Annotated in this window: 23 protein-coding genes; 20 read left to right on the forward strand and 3 right to left on the reverse strand. The window is 47.9% G+C overall.

Going from position 1 to position 21,331, the window contains the following annotated elements:
* Positions 1-15: 15 nt before the first annotated feature.
* From AC3RCI_RS03005 to AC3RCI_RS03045, 9 genes are all read left to right on the forward strand, one after another.
* Entirely contained in the window at positions 16-594 is a 579-nt protein-coding gene (locus tag AC3RCI_RS03005) for an RNA polymerase sigma factor (RefSeq protein WP_336784327.1), read from the forward strand.
* On the forward strand, positions 591-1,841 hold the full coding sequence (locus AC3RCI_RS03010) for a hypothetical protein (RefSeq protein ID WP_492527492.1): 1,251 nt from the start codon (positions 591-593) through the stop codon (positions 1,839-1,841). Before AC3RCI_RS03005 ends, AC3RCI_RS03010 begins: the two co-directional genes overlap by 4 nt.
* 57 nt (positions 1,842-1,898) lie before the next feature.
* Positions 1,899-2,357 carry a 2-thiouracil desulfurase family protein gene (locus tag AC3RCI_RS03015; protein WP_492527493.1) on the forward strand — a complete coding sequence of 153 codons (459 nt, stop codon included), beginning with the start codon at positions 1,899-1,901 and terminating at the stop codon, positions 2,355-2,357.
* Between the two features lie 231 nt (positions 2,358-2,588).
* Positions 2,589-3,266, forward strand: a complete 678-nt coding sequence (locus AC3RCI_RS03020; protein ID WP_492527494.1) for an NAD(P)H-dependent oxidoreductase — start codon at positions 2,589-2,591, stop codon at positions 3,264-3,266.
* Positions 3,267-3,410: 144 nt separating this feature from the next.
* Positions 3,411-3,833, forward strand: coding sequence for a MarR family winged helix-turn-helix transcriptional regulator (locus tag AC3RCI_RS03025; protein ID WP_492527495.1), 423 nt, complete (start codon positions 3,411-3,413; stop codon positions 3,831-3,833).
* Between the two features lie 115 nt (positions 3,834-3,948).
* Complete coding sequence (locus AC3RCI_RS03030) at positions 3,949-4,530, forward strand: NAD(P)H-dependent oxidoreductase (RefSeq protein WP_154896892.1); 582 nt, start codon at positions 3,949-3,951, stop codon at positions 4,528-4,530.
* A gap of 92 nt (positions 4,531-4,622) precedes the next feature.
* Positions 4,623-4,934: an ArsR/SmtB family transcription factor gene (locus tag AC3RCI_RS03035; protein WP_492473796.1), complete on the forward strand. Its 312-nt coding sequence runs from the start codon at positions 4,623-4,625 to the stop codon at positions 4,932-4,934.
* Positions 4,935-5,094: 160 nt separating this feature from the next.
* Positions 5,095-6,129 (forward strand): LLM class flavin-dependent oxidoreductase, encoded by a 1,035-nt coding sequence (locus tag AC3RCI_RS03040; protein WP_336784321.1) that lies wholly within the window; start codon positions 5,095-5,097, stop codon positions 6,127-6,129.
* A gap of 303 nt (positions 6,130-6,432) precedes the next feature.
* Complete coding sequence (locus AC3RCI_RS03045) at positions 6,433-7,593, forward strand: AI-2E family transporter (RefSeq protein ID WP_492527496.1); 1,161 nt, start codon at positions 6,433-6,435, stop codon at positions 7,591-7,593.
* Between the two features lie 104 nt (positions 7,594-7,697).
* On the opposite strand, the gene AC3RCI_RS03050 is transcribed toward AC3RCI_RS03045, so the two are convergent.
* Positions 7,698-8,069, reverse strand: a complete 372-nt coding sequence (locus AC3RCI_RS03050) for an ArsR/SmtB family transcription factor (protein ID WP_095362085.1) — start codon at positions 8,067-8,069, stop codon at positions 7,698-7,700.
* 227 nt (positions 8,070-8,296) lie between these two features.
* On the opposite strand from AC3RCI_RS03050, the gene AC3RCI_RS03055 reads away from it, so the two are divergent.
* From AC3RCI_RS03055 to AC3RCI_RS03085, 7 genes are all read left to right on the forward strand, one after another.
* Positions 8,297-10,666 carry a heavy metal translocating P-type ATPase gene (locus tag AC3RCI_RS03055; protein ID WP_492527497.1) on the forward strand — a complete coding sequence of 790 codons (2,370 nt, stop codon included), beginning with the start codon at positions 8,297-8,299 and terminating at the stop codon, positions 10,664-10,666.
* 108 nt (positions 10,667-10,774) lie between these two features.
* A complete protein-coding gene (locus AC3RCI_RS03060; RefSeq protein ID WP_095362087.1) occupies positions 10,775-11,137 on the forward strand; it encodes an SdpI family protein in 363 nt (120 codons plus the stop codon).
* A gap of 178 nt (positions 11,138-11,315) precedes the next feature.
* Positions 11,316-11,771: a MerR family transcriptional regulator gene (locus tag AC3RCI_RS03065; protein ID WP_154896888.1), complete on the forward strand. Its 456-nt coding sequence runs from the start codon at positions 11,316-11,318 to the stop codon at positions 11,769-11,771.
* A 159-nt stretch (positions 11,772-11,930) separates the two neighbouring features.
* Positions 11,931-13,148 carry an MFS transporter gene (locus AC3RCI_RS03070; RefSeq protein WP_492527498.1) on the forward strand — a complete coding sequence of 406 codons (1,218 nt, stop codon included), beginning with the start codon at positions 11,931-11,933 and terminating at the stop codon, positions 13,146-13,148.
* Positions 13,149-13,165: 17 nt separating this feature from the next.
* Entirely contained in the window at positions 13,166-13,588 is a 423-nt protein-coding gene (locus tag AC3RCI_RS03075) for a universal stress protein (RefSeq protein ID WP_492473804.1), read from the forward strand.
* A gap of 154 nt (positions 13,589-13,742) precedes the next feature.
* Positions 13,743-15,167 (forward strand): aldehyde dehydrogenase family protein, encoded by a 1,425-nt coding sequence (locus AC3RCI_RS03080; RefSeq protein WP_492527499.1) that lies wholly within the window; start codon positions 13,743-13,745, stop codon positions 15,165-15,167.
* 294 nt (positions 15,168-15,461) lie between these two features.
* Positions 15,462-16,253, forward strand: coding sequence for a MerR family transcriptional regulator (locus AC3RCI_RS03085; RefSeq protein ID WP_492527500.1), 792 nt, complete (start codon positions 15,462-15,464; stop codon positions 16,251-16,253).
* A 156-nt stretch (positions 16,254-16,409) separates the two neighbouring features.
* Here AC3RCI_RS03085 and AC3RCI_RS03090 read toward each other — a convergent pair whose 3' ends face one another.
* Positions 16,410-16,889, reverse strand: coding sequence for a GAF domain-containing protein (locus AC3RCI_RS03090; RefSeq protein ID WP_492527501.1), 480 nt, complete (start codon positions 16,887-16,889; stop codon positions 16,410-16,412).
* Positions 16,890-17,087: 198 nt separating this feature from the next.
* Between AC3RCI_RS03090 and AC3RCI_RS03095 the strand changes: the two genes are divergently transcribed.
* The 4 genes from AC3RCI_RS03095 to AC3RCI_RS03110 all read left to right on the forward strand — a co-directional run bounded on the left by AC3RCI_RS03095 (position 17,088) and on the right by AC3RCI_RS03110 (position 20,631).
* A complete protein-coding gene (locus tag AC3RCI_RS03095; RefSeq protein WP_095293227.1) occupies positions 17,088-17,384 on the forward strand; it encodes a hypothetical protein in 297 nt (98 codons plus the stop codon).
* 196 nt (positions 17,385-17,580) lie between these two features.
* Positions 17,581-18,153 (forward strand): GNAT family N-acetyltransferase, encoded by a 573-nt coding sequence (locus AC3RCI_RS03100; protein WP_186812161.1) that lies wholly within the window; start codon positions 17,581-17,583, stop codon positions 18,151-18,153.
* A 45-nt stretch (positions 18,154-18,198) separates the two neighbouring features.
* Positions 18,199-19,725, forward strand: coding sequence for an MDR family MFS transporter (locus AC3RCI_RS03105; protein ID WP_336784333.1), 1,527 nt, complete (start codon positions 18,199-18,201; stop codon positions 19,723-19,725).
* A 726-nt stretch (positions 19,726-20,451) separates the two neighbouring features.
* Positions 20,452-20,631, forward strand: a complete 180-nt coding sequence (locus AC3RCI_RS03110; protein WP_153976809.1) for a hypothetical protein — start codon at positions 20,452-20,454, stop codon at positions 20,629-20,631.
* An 85-nt stretch (positions 20,632-20,716) separates the two neighbouring features.
* Here the strand turns inward: AC3RCI_RS03110 and AC3RCI_RS03115 are convergent, their stop codons facing one another.
* Positions 20,717-21,178, reverse strand: coding sequence for a MarR family winged helix-turn-helix transcriptional regulator (locus tag AC3RCI_RS03115; RefSeq protein WP_095362097.1), 462 nt, complete (start codon positions 21,176-21,178; stop codon positions 20,717-20,719).
* Positions 21,179-21,331: the final 153 nt, after the last annotated feature.

The raw sequence follows: 21,331 nt of genomic DNA on the forward strand, positions 1-21,331 counted from the left end.
TGAGGTGAACATCCGTTGGAATATCAATTTCTGGCCCAGGCCCAGACGATCGACAATTACACACTCAGCAGCATGATGGATGACTATGGAAATGATGTGTGGAACTATGCATACTTTTTGACCAAAAGTACGGAGCAGGCAGACGAAATATCACAGCAAGTATTTATTCGGGCATACTCCGGGATCAAACACTTTCGCGGGGATTGCTCTCTGAAAACCTGGTTGCTCACCATTACTAGAAATACGACATTTACATACCGGAAATCGAGGTTTTTTCGCAGCAGTTTATGGGGGGAGACGCTTCCGATCGAATCAGAACAGGGACCTTCACATATTCGTGAGATGACGCCTGCACCATATGCCCATCCCTCAGCTGAAGCCGAGGTAATAAGTAGGGAGCATGTACATGAAATATGGGATATCGTTCTGGCTCTGCCGGATAAGTTTCGTGAAATCTTGTTGCTGCATCTGAAGTATGAGCTCACCATGAACGAAATTGCGGAAATGCTGAGAATCAGTACAGGTACAGTGAAATCGAGATTATCACGGGGCAAAGATAAAGTGCGGAAACAATGGGAGGAGAGAAATAGATGAGGTTCAAGGATGAGGACTGGGAAAAAGAAATCCGCAAGGAGCCGTTTGCATCGTCTCCTTTTCAAGACCAGCACAAGCAGAATGTACTTCGCCAGGTGGAATGGATGAAAACGGGTGAGAAACATGTCAATGATGCTCCAGATCACAAGCAGAAACAACATACTATGAAGCGTAACCGTCGTACTGTTCGTTCACGTCCCTGGAAAGTTGTTGTAGTTACAACAGTTGCGGCAGTAGCTGCAGCAGCTATCTTATGGAATGGACAGGTTCTGGAACCCATTGTAGAGAAGGTGTATCCTGTGTCTGCTCTGCAGCTCTCGGAGGACCCTAGCATGAACCTGCTAACTAGCGAGATGAAGCAAACTGTGGCTATGACGATGAGAGACTATCTAGGTAAACAACTGGAAGTCCATTACGCTAAGAAAGGGCCAATTACCGGGTGGGTATATATCGAGGCTGGCAACGTGAATAAATCAGAGTATGCCAAGATGTGGCTGGATGGGAAGACTGGAGCATTGGTGGAAGCTGATATGCGAAGTGAGATGCCTGGGAACGAGCTGGAGCACCGATTTTTGCGTCAAGTCCCTGGGCTTCTTAAAGGAATTAACAGTGATCCAACGCTGAAGCCGATCTCAGCCAGACGTTATGTGAAGATGAAACAGGGTCAGGAGAAGCCTGTATGGTTTACCACATTATTTTTGGAAAATGGGAAGAGCAGTGGCAGCATTGAGTGGACACGGGATGAAGCAGTTTCGGTTTCTGGTACAGTGAGTAGCGACACAGTGTCCACAGATCTGATAACCAATGCGAGAAGCTCGATTGAAGCCTTGTCTGGTGAGCCAGCACCAGCTTTGAAAAGTGTAACGTTTACTCAAAATGATAAGCAGCTTGAAGAAACAACGGACCTGTATTTTGGTGATCGGTATTTGGTAAGTCGTGTTGGTGGGAGATATAGCAATGAATATACTGTAATGGATTTTCAGAGGGTGGTTCCAGATTTCGTCACCATAGAGGATCATGAGCAATATATTGAGAAATTACTTACCTTGGACGAAGAAGAAATAAGGCAGAATGCAGCACCCATAATCCAAAAAATGTTAGGTATTGATCTTGATAAATATGTCTTTGAGCGGGATACAAACAATATTGGCATGGCGACATTCCGCTTGAAAGAGATGGCCAATACGATTCAAGTTCGTTATGAAGAAGATGCACGCATTACCATGATTACAATATCAGATTTTTAAGTTTAATCCGTATGGTACAATCCTAATAGCTGAGGAATTGAACATAAGGAGAGCATAATGAAATATTTGGTGAGTTCATGCCTGGCAGGAGTAGCGTGCCGTTACAACGGAACAGCGAGTCTGGATGAGAAGATTCAGGAGCTCGTAGCGCAAGAGCAGGCCATGATGGTCTGTCCTGAACTGCTCGGTGGATTCTCCACCCCGCGGGAACCGGCAGAAATTATCGGAGGTACAGGCAAGGATGTGCTCGCAGGCACAGCCCAGGTGATTGAGAGAGGTGGCAGGGACGTTACAGATCTGTATATCAAGGGAGCCTATCAAACGCTGGAATGGGCCAAAAGACTGGATGTTACTTGTGTAGTGTTGAAGGAATTCAGTCCTTCCTGCGGCACACAAGCCATCTATGATGGTAACTTTGTTAATCACAAGGTACAAGGGGAAGGCGTCACATCCGCTCTGCTTCGGCAAGAAGGCTATGAAGTCATTTCGGAAATTGAATTCATGGAACAATTGTAAAGCATACAAGGTATGGAACAAGCTGCCCAGGAGAATAATCAACTTCTCGAAGCAGCTTTTTTATTTGTAACTACACAATACTTACTTTTAAATACTGAGAAACAATAATGTGCGTACTTTTAATTTGTGATTATAGATTCTAAACTAATACTTAAGCAAATGATGAAAATAATGAAGACACCGAGAGTCAGCATACCATTCAACTAATACAAGAGAAGGACGTGGAGTTTCATGGAGCCTACAACACAAGCAATTAAAAAGGAAGAAATTTTGAACGCGTATCATTTCCGGCACGCGACGAAGGTATTTGACAATTCACGCAAAATTACAGCGGAGGATTTTGAATTTATTCTGGAAACAGGAAGGTTATCACCGAGTTCGATCGGATTCGAGCCATGGAAGTTCTTGATCGTGCAAAAACCGGAGCTCCGCCAGCGCTTGTCTGAAGTATCCTCTGGAGCGCAGAAGCAATTGGCGACGGCAAGCCATTTCGTGGTCATCCTGGCCCGGACCGATGCAAGTTATAATTCCCCTTATGCGGAGTACATGCTCAAAGAGATTAAGGGCATGCCGGATGATGTGTTCGAGTTAACAAGTGCGGCTTATGGAAATTTCCAAAACAACCAGCGTCTGCTTGAGAACCCAAAAACGCTATTCGATTGGTCATCCAAACAGACTTACATTGCTCTCGGCAATATGATGACCTCGGCAGCTCTTATTGGCATCGATTCTTGCCCGATTGAAGGTTTCAGCTACCAGGATGTACATCGTATTCTCGAAGAAGAAGGTTTGCTCGAAGATGGAGCTTGGGACATTTCGATGATGGCGGCTTTTGGCTATCGTGCAGAGGAACCAAAACGCGAAAAGTCAAGGCAGCCTCTGGACAAGATTACACAATGGATTGAGTAAATAAAATCATCCGAAGTAAGCCTCGGTTATCTTCTGTTACATCAGGGAGGTAGCAGGGGCTGCTTTTGCAAATGCCAACGCTCATATAAAACTTCTATAGAAATGAAGCTTGCTTATATATAGATATCTATGTATAATGAGGACATGCCAAAATATAATGCAATTGCACTAATCGCAAGGATTAGGGATCATGTAAACAAACGCATTGTTCAGGAACTCGAGCAGCATGACGTTACGGGGATTGTTCCCTCCCACGGTGACATTTTGATGTTTTTGTACCGTGAAGATTCACTGTCCATCAAGATGCTGGCTGAACGTGTCCATCGTACACAACCAACAGTCACCGTGCTTGTGAACAAGCTGGAGAAGCTGGGTTATGTGGAACGCAGCAAGAGTGTGGAAGACAGCCGGGTGACGTTGATTCGCCTCACAGAGCAAGGATGGCAACTGAAGCCCATTTTTGAACAGGTATCGGAAACGATTCAGGACATGGTCTATGGTGGAATGACAGATGAGCAGGCGGAACAGCTGGAGAGTCTTTTGATTGGAATTGTGCATAAGCTATAAAAAAAGAAAAAATTTTTTTAGACAAAAACATAGATATCTATGAATATGTCTAGTAAGTATCAATTGCTCCACTATGCAGCAGCATAATTTAACAATAACCTGGAGGTACTTTATTATGAAACATCTTATCGTATATGCACATCCCCACGCAGACAGCTTCAATCGCGCCATTCTAAACACAGCTGTAGAAGCACTCGAAGCCCAAGGTCATGAGGTTGTTGTTCGTGATCTGTATGCCCTTGAATTTCAGCCTGTATTGAGCGCAGCAGACACGGCATCCATGCGCGCAGGACAGAATCCACAGGATATTGCGACAGAGCAGAAGTTTATCACGGATGCCGATGCAATTACGTTTATCTACCCAATCTGGTGGACTGGGCTGCCGGCAATTTTGAAAGGGTACGTTGACCGGGTATTTGCATATGGTTTTGCTTATGCTTCAGGCGAAGCAGGAATCGAGAAGCTGTTAACAGGCAAAAAAGGACTGATTATCAATACACATGGAACGCCTAGTGACATTTATGACCAAATTGGCATGACTGCCGGCATGAAAATGACCTCCGATGTCGGGATCTTTGATTTCGTAGGAATTGAGTCCGTGGATCATTTGTTCTTTGGCAGTATCGGATATCTGGATGATGCGGCTTATCAATCCATGCTGGAGCAAGTGAAGCAAACGGTAAGCACCAAATTTTAACGAATACTAAAGCAACAATTGGCAGGTCGATTCGCATGATGAATCGACCTGTTTGGTTTGCAAAATACAAGAAAGGGGGTATAATCTTACCCATGGAACCTTTACTCATATTTAAAGCTTTGTCCAACGAGACACGCAGGCAGATACTGTCATGGCTCAAAGATCCGCAGCAGCATTTCTCACCTCTGGAATTGTCCCAGCATCCCGATGGAGGGAAGAGCGGGATCTGCGTCGGGACCATTCAGATGAAGGCTGGATTGGCTCAATCCGTCATATCCAGTTATTTGCTGACCATGCTCAAAGCCGGGCTGCTGCTCTCCGAGCGCAGGGGCCAATGGACGTATTATCGCCGCAACGAAGAAACCATTCGTCAATTTGCCGAGTATGTACAGCACGAGTTATAAAGCCGGACGCCAGGACGGAAGCAAGAATGCAGCAGCAGGCGGGGATTCCGTCCGGATGTAAACGGCGAAGAACAATGCTGTTACTCCTATTTCTATGTGTTTTTACATCTATATATCTGGATATACAAAAATATATCTCACCAAAGGAGAACTTCTCATAATGACTACTGATAACCAAGCTTCATCCCATAAACAACATATTAGCGACGTTAAGCTGTCCATCCTGGATCTGGCTCCTGTCGTTGTGGGTGCTACACCTGCAGATGCTCTCCGGAACAGTCTGGATCTGGCACAGCATGCGGAGCGTTGGGGATACCATCGCTACTGGGTAGCTGAGCATCATAATATGCCCGGTATTGCTTCTTCCGCTACATCCGTAGTGATCGGATACCTGGCAAGTGGCACGAATACGATTCGTCTCGGTTCCGGTGGCATCATGCTGCCCAACCATGCACCACTCGTTATTGCCGAGCAGTTCGGAACACTGGAATCCCTGTATCCGGGCCGTATCGATCTTGGACTGGGCCGTGCACCAGGTAGTGACCGCCGTACCTCTCTTGCACTGCGCAAAGATCTGAACAGCGGAGAAGACTTCCCGGAATTGCTGGCTGAGCTGAGAGCGTACTTCGATGCATCTGCTACATCCTACCATGCACCTGTACGTGCGGTGCCGGGTGAAGGGTTGAACATCCCAATTTACCTGCTCGGTTCCAGTGATTTCAGTGCACGTTTGGCAGGGCGGCTTGGATTGCCGTTTGCTTTTGCCAGCCACTTCTCGCCAGATTATACTCGCATTGCCCTTGAAACATATCGAAGCAGCTTCCAGCCTTCCGACACACTGAAGGAGCCGCATGTTATTGTAGGTGTGAATGCAGTTGTTGCAGATACAGATGAAGAAGCAGCTTGGCTCGGCACAACAATGCAGCAGCAGTTCCTGAACATCATCCGCGGGACGACAGGACTGGTACAGCCACCAGCTGACATGGAAGGCAAATGGACCGATCGCGAGAGAGCTGGAGTGGAACAGACGCTGAAAGCAGCCGTAAACGGCTCACCTGAGACGGTACGTGGACAGCTTGAATCATTTATTGCCCAGACACAAGCGGATGAGCTTATTATTACATCCATGATTTATGACCATCAGGCACGTCTGCATTCTTATGAATTGATCGCACAATTGGCGGGTAAGGCATAACTTCAACAGCACATGAACAAGGATTAGAATATCGGATTCAATAACGGGTCGCCCTTGCAAGAGGCGGTCCGTTTTTGCTTATTAAGAACTCATCCCAATGAATATATGAGGCAGTTCTGATTTTTTAGGGTAAAATGACATTACGGTCTATTTTGAAACGGTTAAAAGAGCCGTACGTATAAACCAAGAGCATTATACATATGTTGGCTTGTACAAGTTTCTTTATTCGCATGTGCATGAGGCATGCAGTATGAAAGCTTATTTTTTATCATGATCAGATACATAAGAGAGGAAGACATGCCCATGGAGCAACCCGAACAACCCCGCATTTGGCCGGATCGGTTTAAGCGGTTTTTTCTGAACAACAAGTTTGTCCTATTTCTGCTGATTCTGCTGCTGGTCGGATTAAACGTGATGGTGCTAACGAAGATATCCTTTGTTCTACATCCGATTGCTGTGCTAATCAAGACGATTGTACTGCCGATCATTCTGTCTGGTATCCTCTACTATCTGCTGAATCCGCTGGTGGATGTGATGGAAAAGTGGAAGATTAGGCGCGGATGGTCGATACTGATCCTTTACCTCGTGATTGGTGGTATTTTGACAGTTGTGGTATTGGCAGTCATTCCAGTGCTCCGCAATCAGATTATGGGGCTTATCGCCAATTTCCCGATGTATAGTGAAAATGTCAGACAGCAGTTCGAGGAGCTTACCGGCAGTCAGCTGTTCAGTCAGGTCCAGGAAACGGTGAACATGAACTGGCAGGACTGGTGGGGAACGATCTCCGAGAAAGCAACAGAGATTCTGAATTCCACCTGGAACAAACTCGGCGGTTTCCTTGGAGCTTTTACCGAAACGGTATTATCCATTGTAACGGTGCCATTTATTCTGTTCTACCTGCTTAAGGACGGGAAGAAGCTTCCGGAGAAGATCCTGTCGTTTCTGCCGATCAAAAGCCGTACGGGTGCCATGGAGGTACTTCACGACATTAACCACCAGATCAGTTCCTTCATTCGCGGACAAATTATCGTGAGCTTCTGTATCGGTATCCTGCTCTATATCGGTTATATGATTATTGGACTGGATTACGCACTGATTCTGGCCATTATCGCTTCCTTTACCAGCGTGGTGCCATATCTGGGACCTGCAATTGCCATTACGCCTGCACTCATTGTGGCGCTGGTGACTTCTCCAGTGATGCTGCTGAAAATGGTGGCGGTATGGACGATTGTGCAGCTGATAGAAGGGAAGTTTATCTCTCCGCAGATCATGGGCAAAACGCTCAAGATCCATCCGATCACGATTATCTTTGTCATTCTGACATCAGGCAATCTGTTCGGTGTAGTGGGCATTCTGCTGGCAGTACCGGGTTATGCGGTGCTTAAGGTCTGTGTATCCCACATCTTCAACTGGTTCAAGAGCCGTTCCGGTCTGTATGACCCGAATAAAAACAATTTACTGTAAGGTTACTGCATATGGAAAACGGTACCCTTAACAAAAGAGAACCCCTGTCATCGGCAACAGCCGAATGACGGGGGTTCTCTTTGTCTGAACAGGCTGGCTTACATCTAGCCATGTTTAATATGCTGGAGCGTTTGCAGGAAGATTTGCTCAATGTGTGTATCATCCAGAGAATAATACACCGTCTTGCCTTCCTTGCGGCGCTTGACGATCCGCATGTTGCGGAGTGAACGCAGCTGGTGTGAAATGGCCGACTGTCCCATATCAAGCAGCACCGTCAGATCATGTACACATAATTCCTTCTGCAACAGCGCATCAATAATACGTAGTCGGGTTGGGTCACTGAACGCCTTGAACCAATCCGCCATTTCGGAAGAAGTCTCCCGATCTATAAGGGAAGTGCGGATGGACTCTACGTCCGCTTCCGTTCCCGAGCAGGCCGCATCACAATCCGCTGGCGCTTTAACCGGTTGTTCCATTTCCTATCACCGCCTATGCTAGCAACTATACGCCTATTATATCCAAAAAACGTCTAAAGCGAAATGATTACTATTAGCATATTCTGTCTGTAAAATCAACAATCAATCGTTGACACTCCAGTTTAGGCGTGCATATAATAGGTTAATCAAACATATGAATGATTGCTCATATATTAACTTCAATTAAAATGTTCATGCTGCTTCGAACTGCAAAGGGGAGAATTCACATGGGAACCGGTCAGGAACAGGTGAAACGAGAACTGCTGCTGGATGGATTGGATTGTGCCAATTGTGCGCTGAAGATTGAGAATGGTGTCAAAAAAATTAAAGGTATCACGGATTGCTCCGTTAATTTCGTAACCAAAACCTTACTGGTGCATACAACTTCCGATATGGATGAGCAAGTTCTGGAAGAAGCGAAGCGTAAGGTCCTGCGGCTTGAGCCGCACATTCGCATCTCGGAAAAAGGGAGACCACCGCTTGGCAATCAGGCTTCTGCCGGGCTGGGAGATCAATTGGAAGGCCAACTGCACACACATGCAGGAACTGCGGCCGAAGGACATTATCACGAACATACAGGTCATTCTCATGACCATGATCACCATGAAGGAGCGTATCACCATAGCCACGGCCATAGTGCTCATCATCATGAGCATGATCATCACAGTCATGCCGGGCATGACCACGGTCATTCACATGATCATGATGCGCATGCCGGGCATTCGCACGAGCATGGTGCAGGACAGACAAAGGTGCTGCTAGCCCGGCTTGCTGCCGGCTCTGCCCTACTTGCTGCGGCCATCTGGTCCCCGCTGGACGGATGGGCACAACTCGCTCTCTATATCGTTGCTTATCTGATTGCAGGAGGAGATATCGTTCTCCAGGCGTTCAAAAACATTATTCGTGGTCAGGTATTCGACGAGTACTTCCTGATGTCGGTTGCAACGATTGGTGCTTTTGCCATTGGTGAGTATCCTGAAGGGGTAGCGGTCATGCTCTTTTATCAGCTTGGGGAGCTGTTTCAGGGGATGGCGGTTAACCGCTCTCGCAAATCGATTCAGTCGCTTATGGATATTCGTCCGGACTATGCCAATATTCTGGTCGGTTCTGGCGATGAGACCAAGCGTGTCTCTCCGGAAGATGTGCGTATCGGTGATCGCATCGTTGTCCGTGCGGGTGAGAAGGTCCCGCTGGATGGAATAGTGAAGGCAGGACATTCCATGGTGGATACGTCTGCTCTTACAGGGGAATCCGTCCCTCGGGAACTGGAGCCTGGAAGTGATGTACTCAGTGGTTTTGTGAATAAGAATGGTATGCTGACGGTTGAAGTGACCAAAACCTTCGGAGAATCGACGGTATCCAAGATTCTGGATCTGGTGCAGAATGCCAGCAGCCGCAAAGCGAAAACGGAACATTTCATCAGTAAATTTGCCCGTTACTACACCCCGGTCGTCGTTACTCTTGCAGCGTTGATTGCGTTTGTACCTCCGCTCGTGCTTAGTGGTGCAACATTTGCCGATTGGATCTATCGTGCACTGGTCTTTCTGGTCATCTCCTGTCCATGCGCACTGGTGGTTTCCATTCCACTCGGATTCTTCGGCGGGATTGGGGCTGCTTCCCGTAACGGGATTCTGGTGAAAGGCAGCAATTACCTTGAAGCATTGAATGATGTGAAAATAGTTGTTTTCGATAAAACGGGTACACTAACCAAAGGTGTATTCAATGTAACGGCTATTCGTCCGGAAGGTGGACGTACAGAAGGTGAACTGATGGAACTCGCAGCGATCGCGGAGGCCCAATCGAATCACCCCATCGCCGAATCCATTCGTGCAGCCTGGGCCCAAGATATCCGTACAGAAGGTGTTGAAGGATATGACGAGGTTGCCGGGCATGGGATCAGAGTCCGTGTGGATGGCCGTGAGGTGCTGGCAGGGAACGCCAAACTGATGGAACAGGCGGGTATTCTCTATACCAAGCCTGAAACGGTGGGAACAGTGGTACACGTTGCTGAAGCAGGTGCATATGCTGGCCATTTAATCATTGCGGACGAAGTGAAGGATGATGCTGCAGCAGCGATACAGGCACTGAAGACACTTGGCATCCGCAAAACGGTCATGCTCACAGGTGATGCCAAAGCTGTTGGTGAAGCCGTAGGCCAGGCGCTGGGAGTCGATGAGGTATACGCTGAGCTTTTGCCGCAGCACAAAGTTGAACGGCTGGAAGAACTTGAAGCGGGCAAGTCTCCCAAGGAGAAAATGGTGTTCGTCGGGGATGGCATCAATGATACACCTGTGCTGGCTCGTGCGGATGTAGGCGTGGCCATGGGAGGACTCGGGTCTGATGCTGCCATCGAAGCTGCAGATGTGGTCATCATGACGGATGAGCCATCCCGATTGGCAAGTGCAATCCGCATTGCGAAGCGGACACGAATGATTGTCTGGCAGAATATCGGTTTTGCCTTGGGCGTTAAGGTGATCTTCCTGCTGCTGGGAGTGTTCGGCATAGCTACGATGTGGGAGGCCGTTTTCTCCGATGTAGGCGTAACGGTCCTGGCCGTTCTGAACGCCATGCGGGTGCTGCGCGTAAAGAACATTTAAGTTTTCGAAACGAACGACGCGGCTCTTCGTATATACGTAGAGCCGTTTTTTTATTTTTATGGCTGCAGGCATGTTTAGAGGCACGTTTGAAGAGAAGGGGAGAACAACTTGGCAGGAGCAATTGTAGGGTTAATATGCGGAGTGTGCTATTTCGTGCTCGGGTTAATGCTGTTCAAAAAACCGCCGAAAAAGATTAATGGCATATATGGTTATCGTACCCCGCGCGCCATGAGTGATCCCGATTTATGGGACGAAGCTCAGCGTTACAGCGCCAACCTGATGATGCAGTTTGGGGTCATTATTACGGTGTTTGGTATTCTTGGATTCTGGTTTACCGATGTACAGGCTCTCGTACTCAGTCTGTTTGCAGTTGCGTTCTACACGTTCAGACTGTTTACAAAAGTGGAAGGGCGCTTAAAGGAAGTACAGCATGCTCAGAAGCGGAAGCAAAGCGAGCAAGGTGCATCATAGAAAATCGTTGTTCGATGTAAATAAGGGTAGAGGCAGAGGATCCGCGAAAGCGGGTCTTTTTGTGTTCGGTGACGTTCATGTCGCTGCTGCGATTGAAATCTAACGTTGACGTTAACGTTATAATTATATATAATTATGTACATAACATTATAGACATATTAAAAGTGAGGTGAAGGAAATGAGCTTGTATAAGATCGACGACGTAGCCAAGGAATGTGGTTTGACGAAGCGTACCATCCGGTATTACGAAGAGATTGGTGTCATGCCTTCACCTCAGCGGACGGACGGTGGCACGCGGCTGTATACGAGAGCGGATATCGACTATTTGAAAAAGGTTGTCCGTGCCAAGGAAGTGCTTGGCTTCTCTCTACAGGAACTGCATACGTATATCGCAACGGCTGATGTGCTGAATGAGCAGCGATTTGATTACCAGCAGACAACCGAAGTGAAGGAACGGATTGAAAAACTCACGAGTATGGATGAAACGCTGGGTGGTCAACTACAGTTAATTGAACAGAAACTGCAGAGTATTCATGCCGTACAGGCAGAGCTGGAGGAATTGCGAGAACGGGTGCAAAACGGGATTGAGCGATTACAGAAGAATGAATCTATGGAACATCCCGAAGACGGATAAGCAAGAGAGCAGCACATCACTCCATACAAACGAAATCGTGCAAGCACCGGGTAATCCGGTGTCATTTTGTGCCGTTTTGTTTCACTTGCTTTTGAAAGTGAAATGAAAAATTTCATGTATTACAATCGAATTTCAATTCATAACCAGGAGGTATCATGTATGAAAAGAGAACCATCCTTACCTGACGAACTGCCGTCATCACGCGGAGGATTACTGTCCCAACCACGGGCTGTATGGGCTGTCGCCTTCGCGTGTATCATTTCATTTATGGGACTGGGATTGGTTGACCCCATCCTGCCTGCCATTGCAGATCAGCTGCATGCATCCAAAAGCCAGGTTTCCCTGCTCTTTACGAGCTATAACGCCGTAACCGGGATTGCCATGCTGATTACTGGCGTTGTTTCCAGCCGGATCGGTGTCAAATGGACGCTGCTTAGCGGGATTTTACTTATCGTCATCTTCTCCGCTCTGGGCGGAACATCAGATACAGTTGGTGCCCTGGTAGGTTACCGCGGAGGCTGGGGGCTAGGTAATGCCTTGTTTATCGCTACAGCGTTATCTGCCATTGTTGGTCTGTCCACATCGGGGACAGCCAAAGCGATTATTTTGTACGAAGCCGCCCTGGGTCTTGGGATTGCCGTAGGTCCACTGCTTGGTGGTGAGCTTGGTTCCATCTCATGGCGTGGTCCATTCTTCGGCGTTGCCGTCCTGATGATTATTGCCTTTATCAGCATTACGTTTATGCTGCCCAAAATGGCCAAGCCAAAAACACGCAGTTCCCTGTCCGATCCGTTCAAGGCGCTGAGTTATCCATCTCTGAAAACACTGGCGATTACGGCCTTTCTGTATAACTTTGGTTTCTTCACGTTGATGGCTTATTCACCTTATGTCATGAACCTGGATGAGCACGGACTTGGTTATGTGTTCTTCGGTTGGGGCCTTATGCTTGCGATTACGTCTGTATTCGTGGCACCAAGACTGCAGCGTCGATTTGGCTCGGTTCCTTCCATGAGTGTGATGCTGACCCTGTTTGCGATTGACCTCATTGTTATGGCCGTGGGTACAGTCATGGGATCGTCCACCACAGTCATTGTTGCTGTTATCGTTGCCGGGATCTTCCTCGGTATCAACAACACATTGATTACGACGGCTGTTATGGAGGCTGCTCCGGTTGAACGTTCGGTTGCTTCGGCTGCTTACAGCTTCGTACGTTTCCTTGGCGGTGCGCTGGCACCTTGGCTTGCAGGTAAATTGTCGGAATGGTTCCTGCCGGAAACACCGTTTTATTTTGGCGCATTGATGGTACTGGTTGGTGTCGTGGTTCTGCTTGCACGCCGTAGACATCTGCGTGATATCGATGCAGCAATTACACATTAATGGATGGGGGAATTGAAATGCTGGAACGAATCGTAGTGGCTGTTGATGGGTCGGATCATGCTCATAAGGCATTGGAAACAGCTGTAGACTTAGCTGAAAGTTTGAAGCATCCCGCCAGATTGATTATCGTGCATGTGAATCCTTCCGTATCCTTGAATGAGCCGGCTCTGGGAGTAGATCTGGAAGCACGAATTGCGGAAGAAGGGCAGCATATTATTGCACCGGTAGAACAATTATTGTCCGAACATTCTATCCCTTATGAGACACTGCTCATTGCCGGGGACCCGGTAAACGAGATCTGCCGGGTGTCGCGCGAAAGAGAGTGCAGCCTCATTGTCATGGGTACGGGCGGCAAAAGCGTGCTGGCAGAAATCGTCGTTGGCAGTGTCAGCCACGGTGTATTGAAACAAGCAGCATGCCCGGTATTAACGGTGAAATAGGGCACTGCCGGAATTCAGGCTGGGTTGAAGATGCTGCTGTGGTGTATAAATAGATAATGGATAACTGCGATCACAAGGTTGTTATGTCATGGACTTGACCCGCTGTAACTTCATAGGTCGGACTTGCAGCAATGATGGATTGGAGGATTCAATAATGAAAAAACAACATCTGTTTATCGGTGGTAAACCCACCGAATCCGTAGAATATAAAGCACTTCAGGCACCGTATTCCGGAGAAACATTGGCGGAAGTGTCTTCCGCTTCGGCGGAGGAGGCAGAAGCAGCCATAACAGCTGCCGTTCAGGCCGGTAAGGAGATGCGCAGCATGCCTGCTCACCGACGTGCAGACATCCTGTACAAGCTCTCCGCCCTGCTGGAAGAGCGGAAGGAAGAGGCGGCACGAGTGATTGCGCTGGAAGCATCCAAACCGATCACGGCTGCGCTTGCGGAAGTGGACCGTACGGTGGAAACGTACCGTTTTGCCGCAGAAGAAGCGAAGCGGCTAACCGGGGAGACCGTTCCCCTGGATGCAGCCAAGGGCGGCGAAGGACGCATCGGATATACCATGCGACAGCCTCTGGGTGTCATCGGGGCGATTACGCCGTTTAATTTTCCGATGAATCTGGTGGCACATAAGGTTGGACCTGCACTTGCAGCAGGCAATACCATCGTTCTGAAACCGGCTGAGCAGACACCGTTGTCTGCCTACTATATCGCGAACCTGCTTCAGGAAGCCGGGTTGCCGGATGGTGCATTAAACGTGGTAAGCGGGGAGGGAAAAACGATTGGTGATGTGCTCGTATCCGATCCACGCATAGCCCATATTACATTTACGGGCAGCCCAGCGGTAGGGACAAGCATTCGCAGTCAGGCGGGATTGAAACGGGTAACGCTGGAGCTTGGGTCGAATGCAGCTGTCATTGTGGATCAGGATGCGGATTTGGACAAAGTGGTCCCAAGATGCGTGACAGGTGCCTTTACGTATCAGGGTCAGGTATGCATTTCATTGCAGCGCATTTATGTACACAGTGCCATTGCAGACGAATTCATACGCCGCTTCGCGGAAGCAGCGAAACAAGTCGTGACAGGAGATCCGCTGAACCCGGATACGGTGGTTTCGGCACTTATTACAGCCAAAGACGTAAAACGGACCCTAGATTGGATCTACGAAGCGAAACAGGCAGGAGCTACGGTCGCCGCAGGAGGAGAGGCCGAAGGAGGCGTGCTGCGTCCAACCGTGCTCGTTAACGTGCCGCGTGACGCCAAGGTGTCGTGCCAGGAAGTCTTTGCACCGATTGTTGTTATTAACACCGTGGATTCAGTCCAAAAAGGCATTGAGTACGTGAATGATTCCATCTATGGACTTCAGGCAGGTATTTTTACGAACAATATCCATACTGCACTGCATGCAGCTGATCATATCGAGGCTGGAGGGGTCATGATTAACGACATTCCTACGTTCCGGGTGGATCACATGCCATACGGTGGTGTGAAGCAGAGCGGTATGGGACGTGAAGGTGTCAAATACGCCGTTGAAGAAATGACAGAACTCAAGTTTGTCATGTTCAATAAAAATTAAGGATGTTTGCAAGCAGGCTGTTTTGCCTTGTCTAACATGAAGTAATGATAAGATCCTGCACCCAATGTAGTTGGTGCGGGACTTTTTATTATATCGATCCATAGGAAATAATGAAAACACTTTCGATTTCCCTACTGACCCCCGGTTCACATCCCATCAGACGGGTATAAATATTTTACATACCGCAAAACAATCGACTAATTGTTGTTCCAATCTTGTACCTAACTTAATCAACATAAAAAGCAGTATGAATCAAACTGAATCTTAATGCAGTGTAGACAGGAGGTGTTGCGAATGGCGTATACCATGGCGGACGTATCCGGCATGTCCGGTATCAGTCTGAATGAATTGAGCCAATATGTGAAATCAGGTTGGCTAACACCTGCATTTGCAGGTAGAGACCAAAATGAAGTTTATTATGAAAAACCGGAGCTGTTGAAGCTTCAGCAGATTCTGTTCTGTAAGGAGCTGGGAGTGGAACACGAAGAGATTGGCTCCATGCTGCAGGAAGACCATCATGATATCATTCATATGATGCAGCAGCAGCGCATTCAGCTGCTCGAGAAAGCATTGCATTTGCATGGCTTGATCCAGACTCTGGACAAAACCATTTCCCATTTGCAGGGAGAATATGAGCTTGAGGTCCGGGAGTTGTATCAGGGTTTTATCAAAAAAGGGCATCACAGTATGCTGCCTGATTCAACGGAGACACCGAGCCATGAACCGGTCATAACGAAAAACTGGCATCCAGTACAATCTGAATCAGCCGTTTCTTATGACGGGGAACTCAAAACCAAAGAAGATTACCTGGATTCCCAGGAAAAAATAGACCGAATCAACCGGGACTTGCAGCGGGCGATCGAAGATGGCCTGACACCTGAATCCCCGGAAGTTCAGCACATCATTGGCAGACATCTCGAATGGGTCAAGGATTATTACACGCCTACTGCCGAAATTTATCGTGATTTGGGCAATCTGTATGTGGAGCATCAAAATTTCCGCCAAATGTACGACGGTTATCATCCGAAGCTGGCTGAATTTTTGCGAGACGGCATGATGATCAAAGCGGAACAGGAATTGACCTAAATGCATAGAGTAACCATGGGCGAGCAGAACATGGATGTAAAGGCATAAACCAAAAAGCACAGACCACTCATGGTCTGTGCTTTTTGGCTATCTTCAGTACGTATTGCTGTAACGACCTGCTTATTATAGGTACAATGACCTTCGGCAGAACCGTGGTTACAGCTGCTCTGTGAGCAGTTTGACGGCCTGTTCCAGGAAAATACGATCTTCGTCGTCAAAACGGTTTTTGATCGGGCTGTCGATGTCGAGCACCCCGTATAATTCGCCGTTTTTGATAATGGGCACGACAATTTCACTGTTCGATGCGGCATCGCAGGCGATATGACCTGGGAAAGCATGAACATCGTCTACAACGAGTGTACGCCGTTCCGCCGCAGATGTGCCGCACACCCCGCGTCCGAGCGGAATACGGATGCAGGCAGGCAGCCCTTGGAACGGACCAAGGACAAGTTCTCTGCCATCATACAGATAGAATCCGACCCAATTGGTATCGGTTAAAAATACATTGAGCAGCGCCGCAGCGTTTGCCAGATTGGCAATGGCGCTTGGTTCATCGCGGATCAGAGCACTTAACTGTCCCAGGACGGCGGTGTGCTGCTCGCTTCGTGTTCCTTCATAGGAAACAGCTTGAAACATGGTGAATCACCCTCCCGAGCAAAAATGGTACTTATTTTCAAGATAGTGCAGTGCATGCCTTTAGTCAAGCGGAGGATTTCGGTAGAATGTTGATTAAGAAGGGGAAACCCCTGTAAATTCATCCTGTTTCTCAGCTTCTCGCACGGGGTAATTACTTAGCAATCACGGAGGGCTATAACCCTGGAAGGAGTTTGGATTATGCACGCAGAGGTACAGAATCTTTTTGTACGGATTCATCTTCTATATTTGGCCCAAAATCAGGATTTAACCGTTGGTGACGCACTGCCTCTATTGGAGGAGCGCGGCTATCGTGTTGGCGAGCGGGAGATCAAGCAGGAGCTTGAACATCTAACGCAGGAGAACTTCCTGACCGCCCATGGCGATCAGTGGAGCCTGACCGGGACAGGCATTGAAGAGTATAAGGAAATTACGGCTGTGCTTGGCCGGGTCAGTGATGAGCTGCTGGGAGCGGATAAGAAGGCTTCAACCGCCTGAAGATGAAACTCTGGCAGGACAAGCTGTTACAGGACAGCTCGATTGAATCATACGTACAACAAGACCGGGACCCTTGCGGCCCGGTTTTTTTGATATCTAGCCGATGACTGAACTGTTGCCATTCGGCGCAGGTTATGTTTAGATGACTATTGAATCTTATGGTCTGCAGAGATGGATCGGATCGGAGTGTCTTTTCATGTATAAATCTAAAGGGAGAATTCCCGAACTCGAGACAGCACGACTTCGCCTGCGCAAAATGCGCCGCCGGGATGCGGCTCAGATGTTCGCATACTGGTCAGACCGGGAGGTGACCCGTTATATGAATCTGGCACCGATGATCGGGACAAGTGAAGCTGCGGATATGATTGGATTGCTTAATCATATGGCAGGGGAAGAGGAGGCGATTCGCTGGGGCATCGAACTGAAGGAAACAGGCCGTCTTATCGGAAGCTGTGGATACAATACATGGCAGCTTGAAGGCGCATTCCGCGGAGAGATTGGTTACGAGCTGGGTCGTGACTACTGGCGGCATGGATATATGACCGAAGTGTTCTCGGTGATGCTGCCTTTCGGGTATGAGACCATGGGGCTTAACCGGATTGAAGCATTGGTCGATCCACGAAATGCCGCCTCGGGAGAGTTCCTGATCAACAATGGCTTTACGCGGGAAGGTCTGCTGCGTCAGGTACAGCATACTTCCACCGGATTTAAGGATATGGTGATGTATTCCCTGCTGTATGATGAGTGGCTTCGCAAGCATAGAAAATAAACAGAGAACAAAGAGAGAAGGGTTTGTGTGAATACAACCGGAGGTTTGAAACGCAGTTTCATCTTGGCGGGATTGTTGCTGGCAACCTTTTTGTCGGCGATTGAAGGAACGGTCATTGGTCCGGCGGGACCAACGATTGTCAGTGAGCTGGGAAGTGTGCAGCTGCTTAGCTGGATCTTTACCGCTTATCTGCTCACGATGGCTGTCAGCACGCCGATTTTTGGCAAGATCAGTGATCTGTACGGCCGAAAGCCCGTGTTCCTGATTGGCTGTGCATTGTTTTTGCTCGGTTCATTGCTGTGCTGCTTCTCACAGAATATGGAGCAGCTGATTATTTTCCGTGCCATTCAGGGGATTGGGGCAGGAGCGGTTGTGCCTGTGACGTTTACGATTATTGGAGACATCTACCGAATTGAAGAACGAGGCAAGATTCAGGGCTGGATCAGTTCAGTGTGGGGCATATCTTCCCTGGCAGGGCCGCTGCTTGGCGGTTACTTTGTCGATAATCTCGGTTGGCAGTGGATCTTTGGATTCAACGTGCCATTTGGCCTGCTTGCGATGTGGTTTGTATTTCGTTATTTGAAGGAAGACATCTCACCTCGTACCGCCAAAATCGACTACATCGGTGCACTGACCTTCACGGTGGGCATAACGGCATTACTCTTTGTGTTGTCAGCAGGCGGGCAGTATTATGCCTGGAGCTCTACGCTCATTTTGGGGCTGAGTGCAGTTGCTGTTGTATTCATGATCTTATTCTTTGTCGTTGAGAAAAGAGCCCAGGCGCCGATGGTTCCACTGCATCTGTTCCGTATTCGGGATATCCGCGTTGCCAATATTGCGGGACTGCTCACCAGCACGTTGATGATCGGCCTGACCAGTTATTTGCCGTTATGGGTACAGGGCGTTCGCGGAGGCAACGCGACTGAATCCGGACTGCTGCTCGCGCCGATGTCCGTAGGCTGGTTAATCGGTAGCGTGCTGGCGGGTCGTCTCCTGATGAAAATCGGGTCACGTCTGACTGCACTCATTGGATTGACCGGAATCGCGATTGGCTCGGGAGGACTTTTCCTGGTAGGGGGAACATCCCCGCAGGCCGTGCTGTTTATTTTGACCTTTATTTACGGACTTGGCTTTGGATTTGCGTTTACGATATTTACCATCATTGCACAGTCCTCTGTAGGATATCAGGAACGCGGATCTTCAACGGCACTGCATACGTTCATGCGTACTCTGGGACAAACAATCGGCGCGGCCGTATTTGGCACATGGTTGAACTACCGGATATCGAAATTATCCAGTGAACAGCACTTGGCCGATGCCGGCATTTCCGAAAGTGACTTGAATGAGCTGCTCGCACCGCATACGGACGCTGCTTTGTCGGATGACAAATGGGCATTACTTCGGAATGTGCTGGAAGGCAGTCTGCATTCCCTGTTTGTCATCATGTTCGTCATCGCGATTGTATCCTGGTTAACCACATTAGCATTACGCAAACGTCTAATCGTACCGGAAGAGGCAGAGGCAAAGGCAGGGGCAGGAATGCCAAAACAGGCCAAAGTTGCCGGGAAGTGATTGTCGAACCCATGCGATACATAAGACGAATACTTTGTTGATTAGTACAAACGAGATAAAGCATTGATTTTCACAAGAAGGCAGCTGTGATCAGCTGCTTTTTTTGTTGGTTCTAAATGGAAATTTGATATAATTTACAGTAGGTTTCTAATTTTTCACCGTACCAGATGGAGATATCTGATATGAATGGGGCTGAGGTGTATTGAATAAGCCAAGGACTGAATCTCTTTGGTTCATGCCATTTTCAATTAAATTATTTGCAGCCTTGCTGACCGTCATAACCATTTCTTTGTACGTTGGGACTTCAAGAGTGGTTACTTTGGCGGAACGAGCAGAAGGTACGTATTACTATCCTTTTTGGTATTTATGGATCATAAGCTTGCTGATCAATGCAGCCACAATGCTATTCCTCATTCTGCCTCTCTCTCTGTTCATCGATCCTGTGCTTGCTTCAATGAAAATGAAGGGAGCTGGTACAAGGTTGATTTATGTAACTGTGTCTTATTTCCTGTTGGGGACGGGATGTGGTCTTCTATTCGCAATCTTCGTACTCCGGATGGATGCTTTTCGGCATACAGGGCCGTATTTATATGTTCTGATCGTTACGTTTGTTTATTTGTTTTGGCAATATATATTCGAATGGGCCGGTAAGCCAAGAAAGCTCAGAGCATAAATATATAAGAAAATGTGTTGAAATGTGGATATACTACGAGTGAAGGAGGCGGAATGTTGTTTCCCAATAACCTGAATTCGGTCCAGGAAGATGAAGCCAAGCACAAGTACGAAGAGACACTTAGGGAGATCGAGGGGCATAGTGAGTCTGGCATGTCCAGATACGTGGTGAATTTGCTTATTGCAGGAGGCCTCGTTATCGTTGTTCTCGCCGTATTGATATGGATAAGATAGAGTTGATTCAACAACAATAACCGGTTACGCCGAAGAATGGCGAGACCGGTTATTTTATTTTTCACTATTCTTCCGGGTTATTTCTTCAACCATTAGCGGATAGACGGTCTGCGCCAAGCGCAAGCCTTTCCAACAACTCAGACAGCAATGTCTTGTCACCCTCGCTCAGACCACTGACTGCACGGTCGATCTTATGTGCATACCCTGGATAGATATCATCCATGGTCCGGTGACCTTCCTCTGTCAGCTCCACAAATATAATCCGTCTGTCCTGTGGACAGTGTTTGCGATGTAAAAGCCCTTTTTGCTCCAGCTTATCAATGACATAGGTTACGTTCCCGCTCTGCAGCAGAAGTTGTGCGCCTACTTGTTGAATCGGCTGTGCCCCTTTCATATACAGTACTTCCAGCACCCCGTATGCCGTAGGGTTGAAGCCGTGCACTTTGCTACCGGATACAGCGTGTTCATTCACGCTCTTGAATGTTTTGGCCAAGGTGCGGTACAGATGAAGTGAACGTTCGGTTCCGATTTCTTGTAATTCCAGCATGCTGATCCCGCCTTTTCAGTTTAGTGATATAAGTTGAAATAATATGGTTACGATCTACCACTATGATGACAGAACAACCCTCCAATCACTGTTATCCCCAGATTTTTTTGAATCTTTTTCAAAGGTAAAATCCGGTGATAAAGGTGAACGTGT

The organism is Paenibacillus sp. MT124 (genome assembly GCF_058792755.1).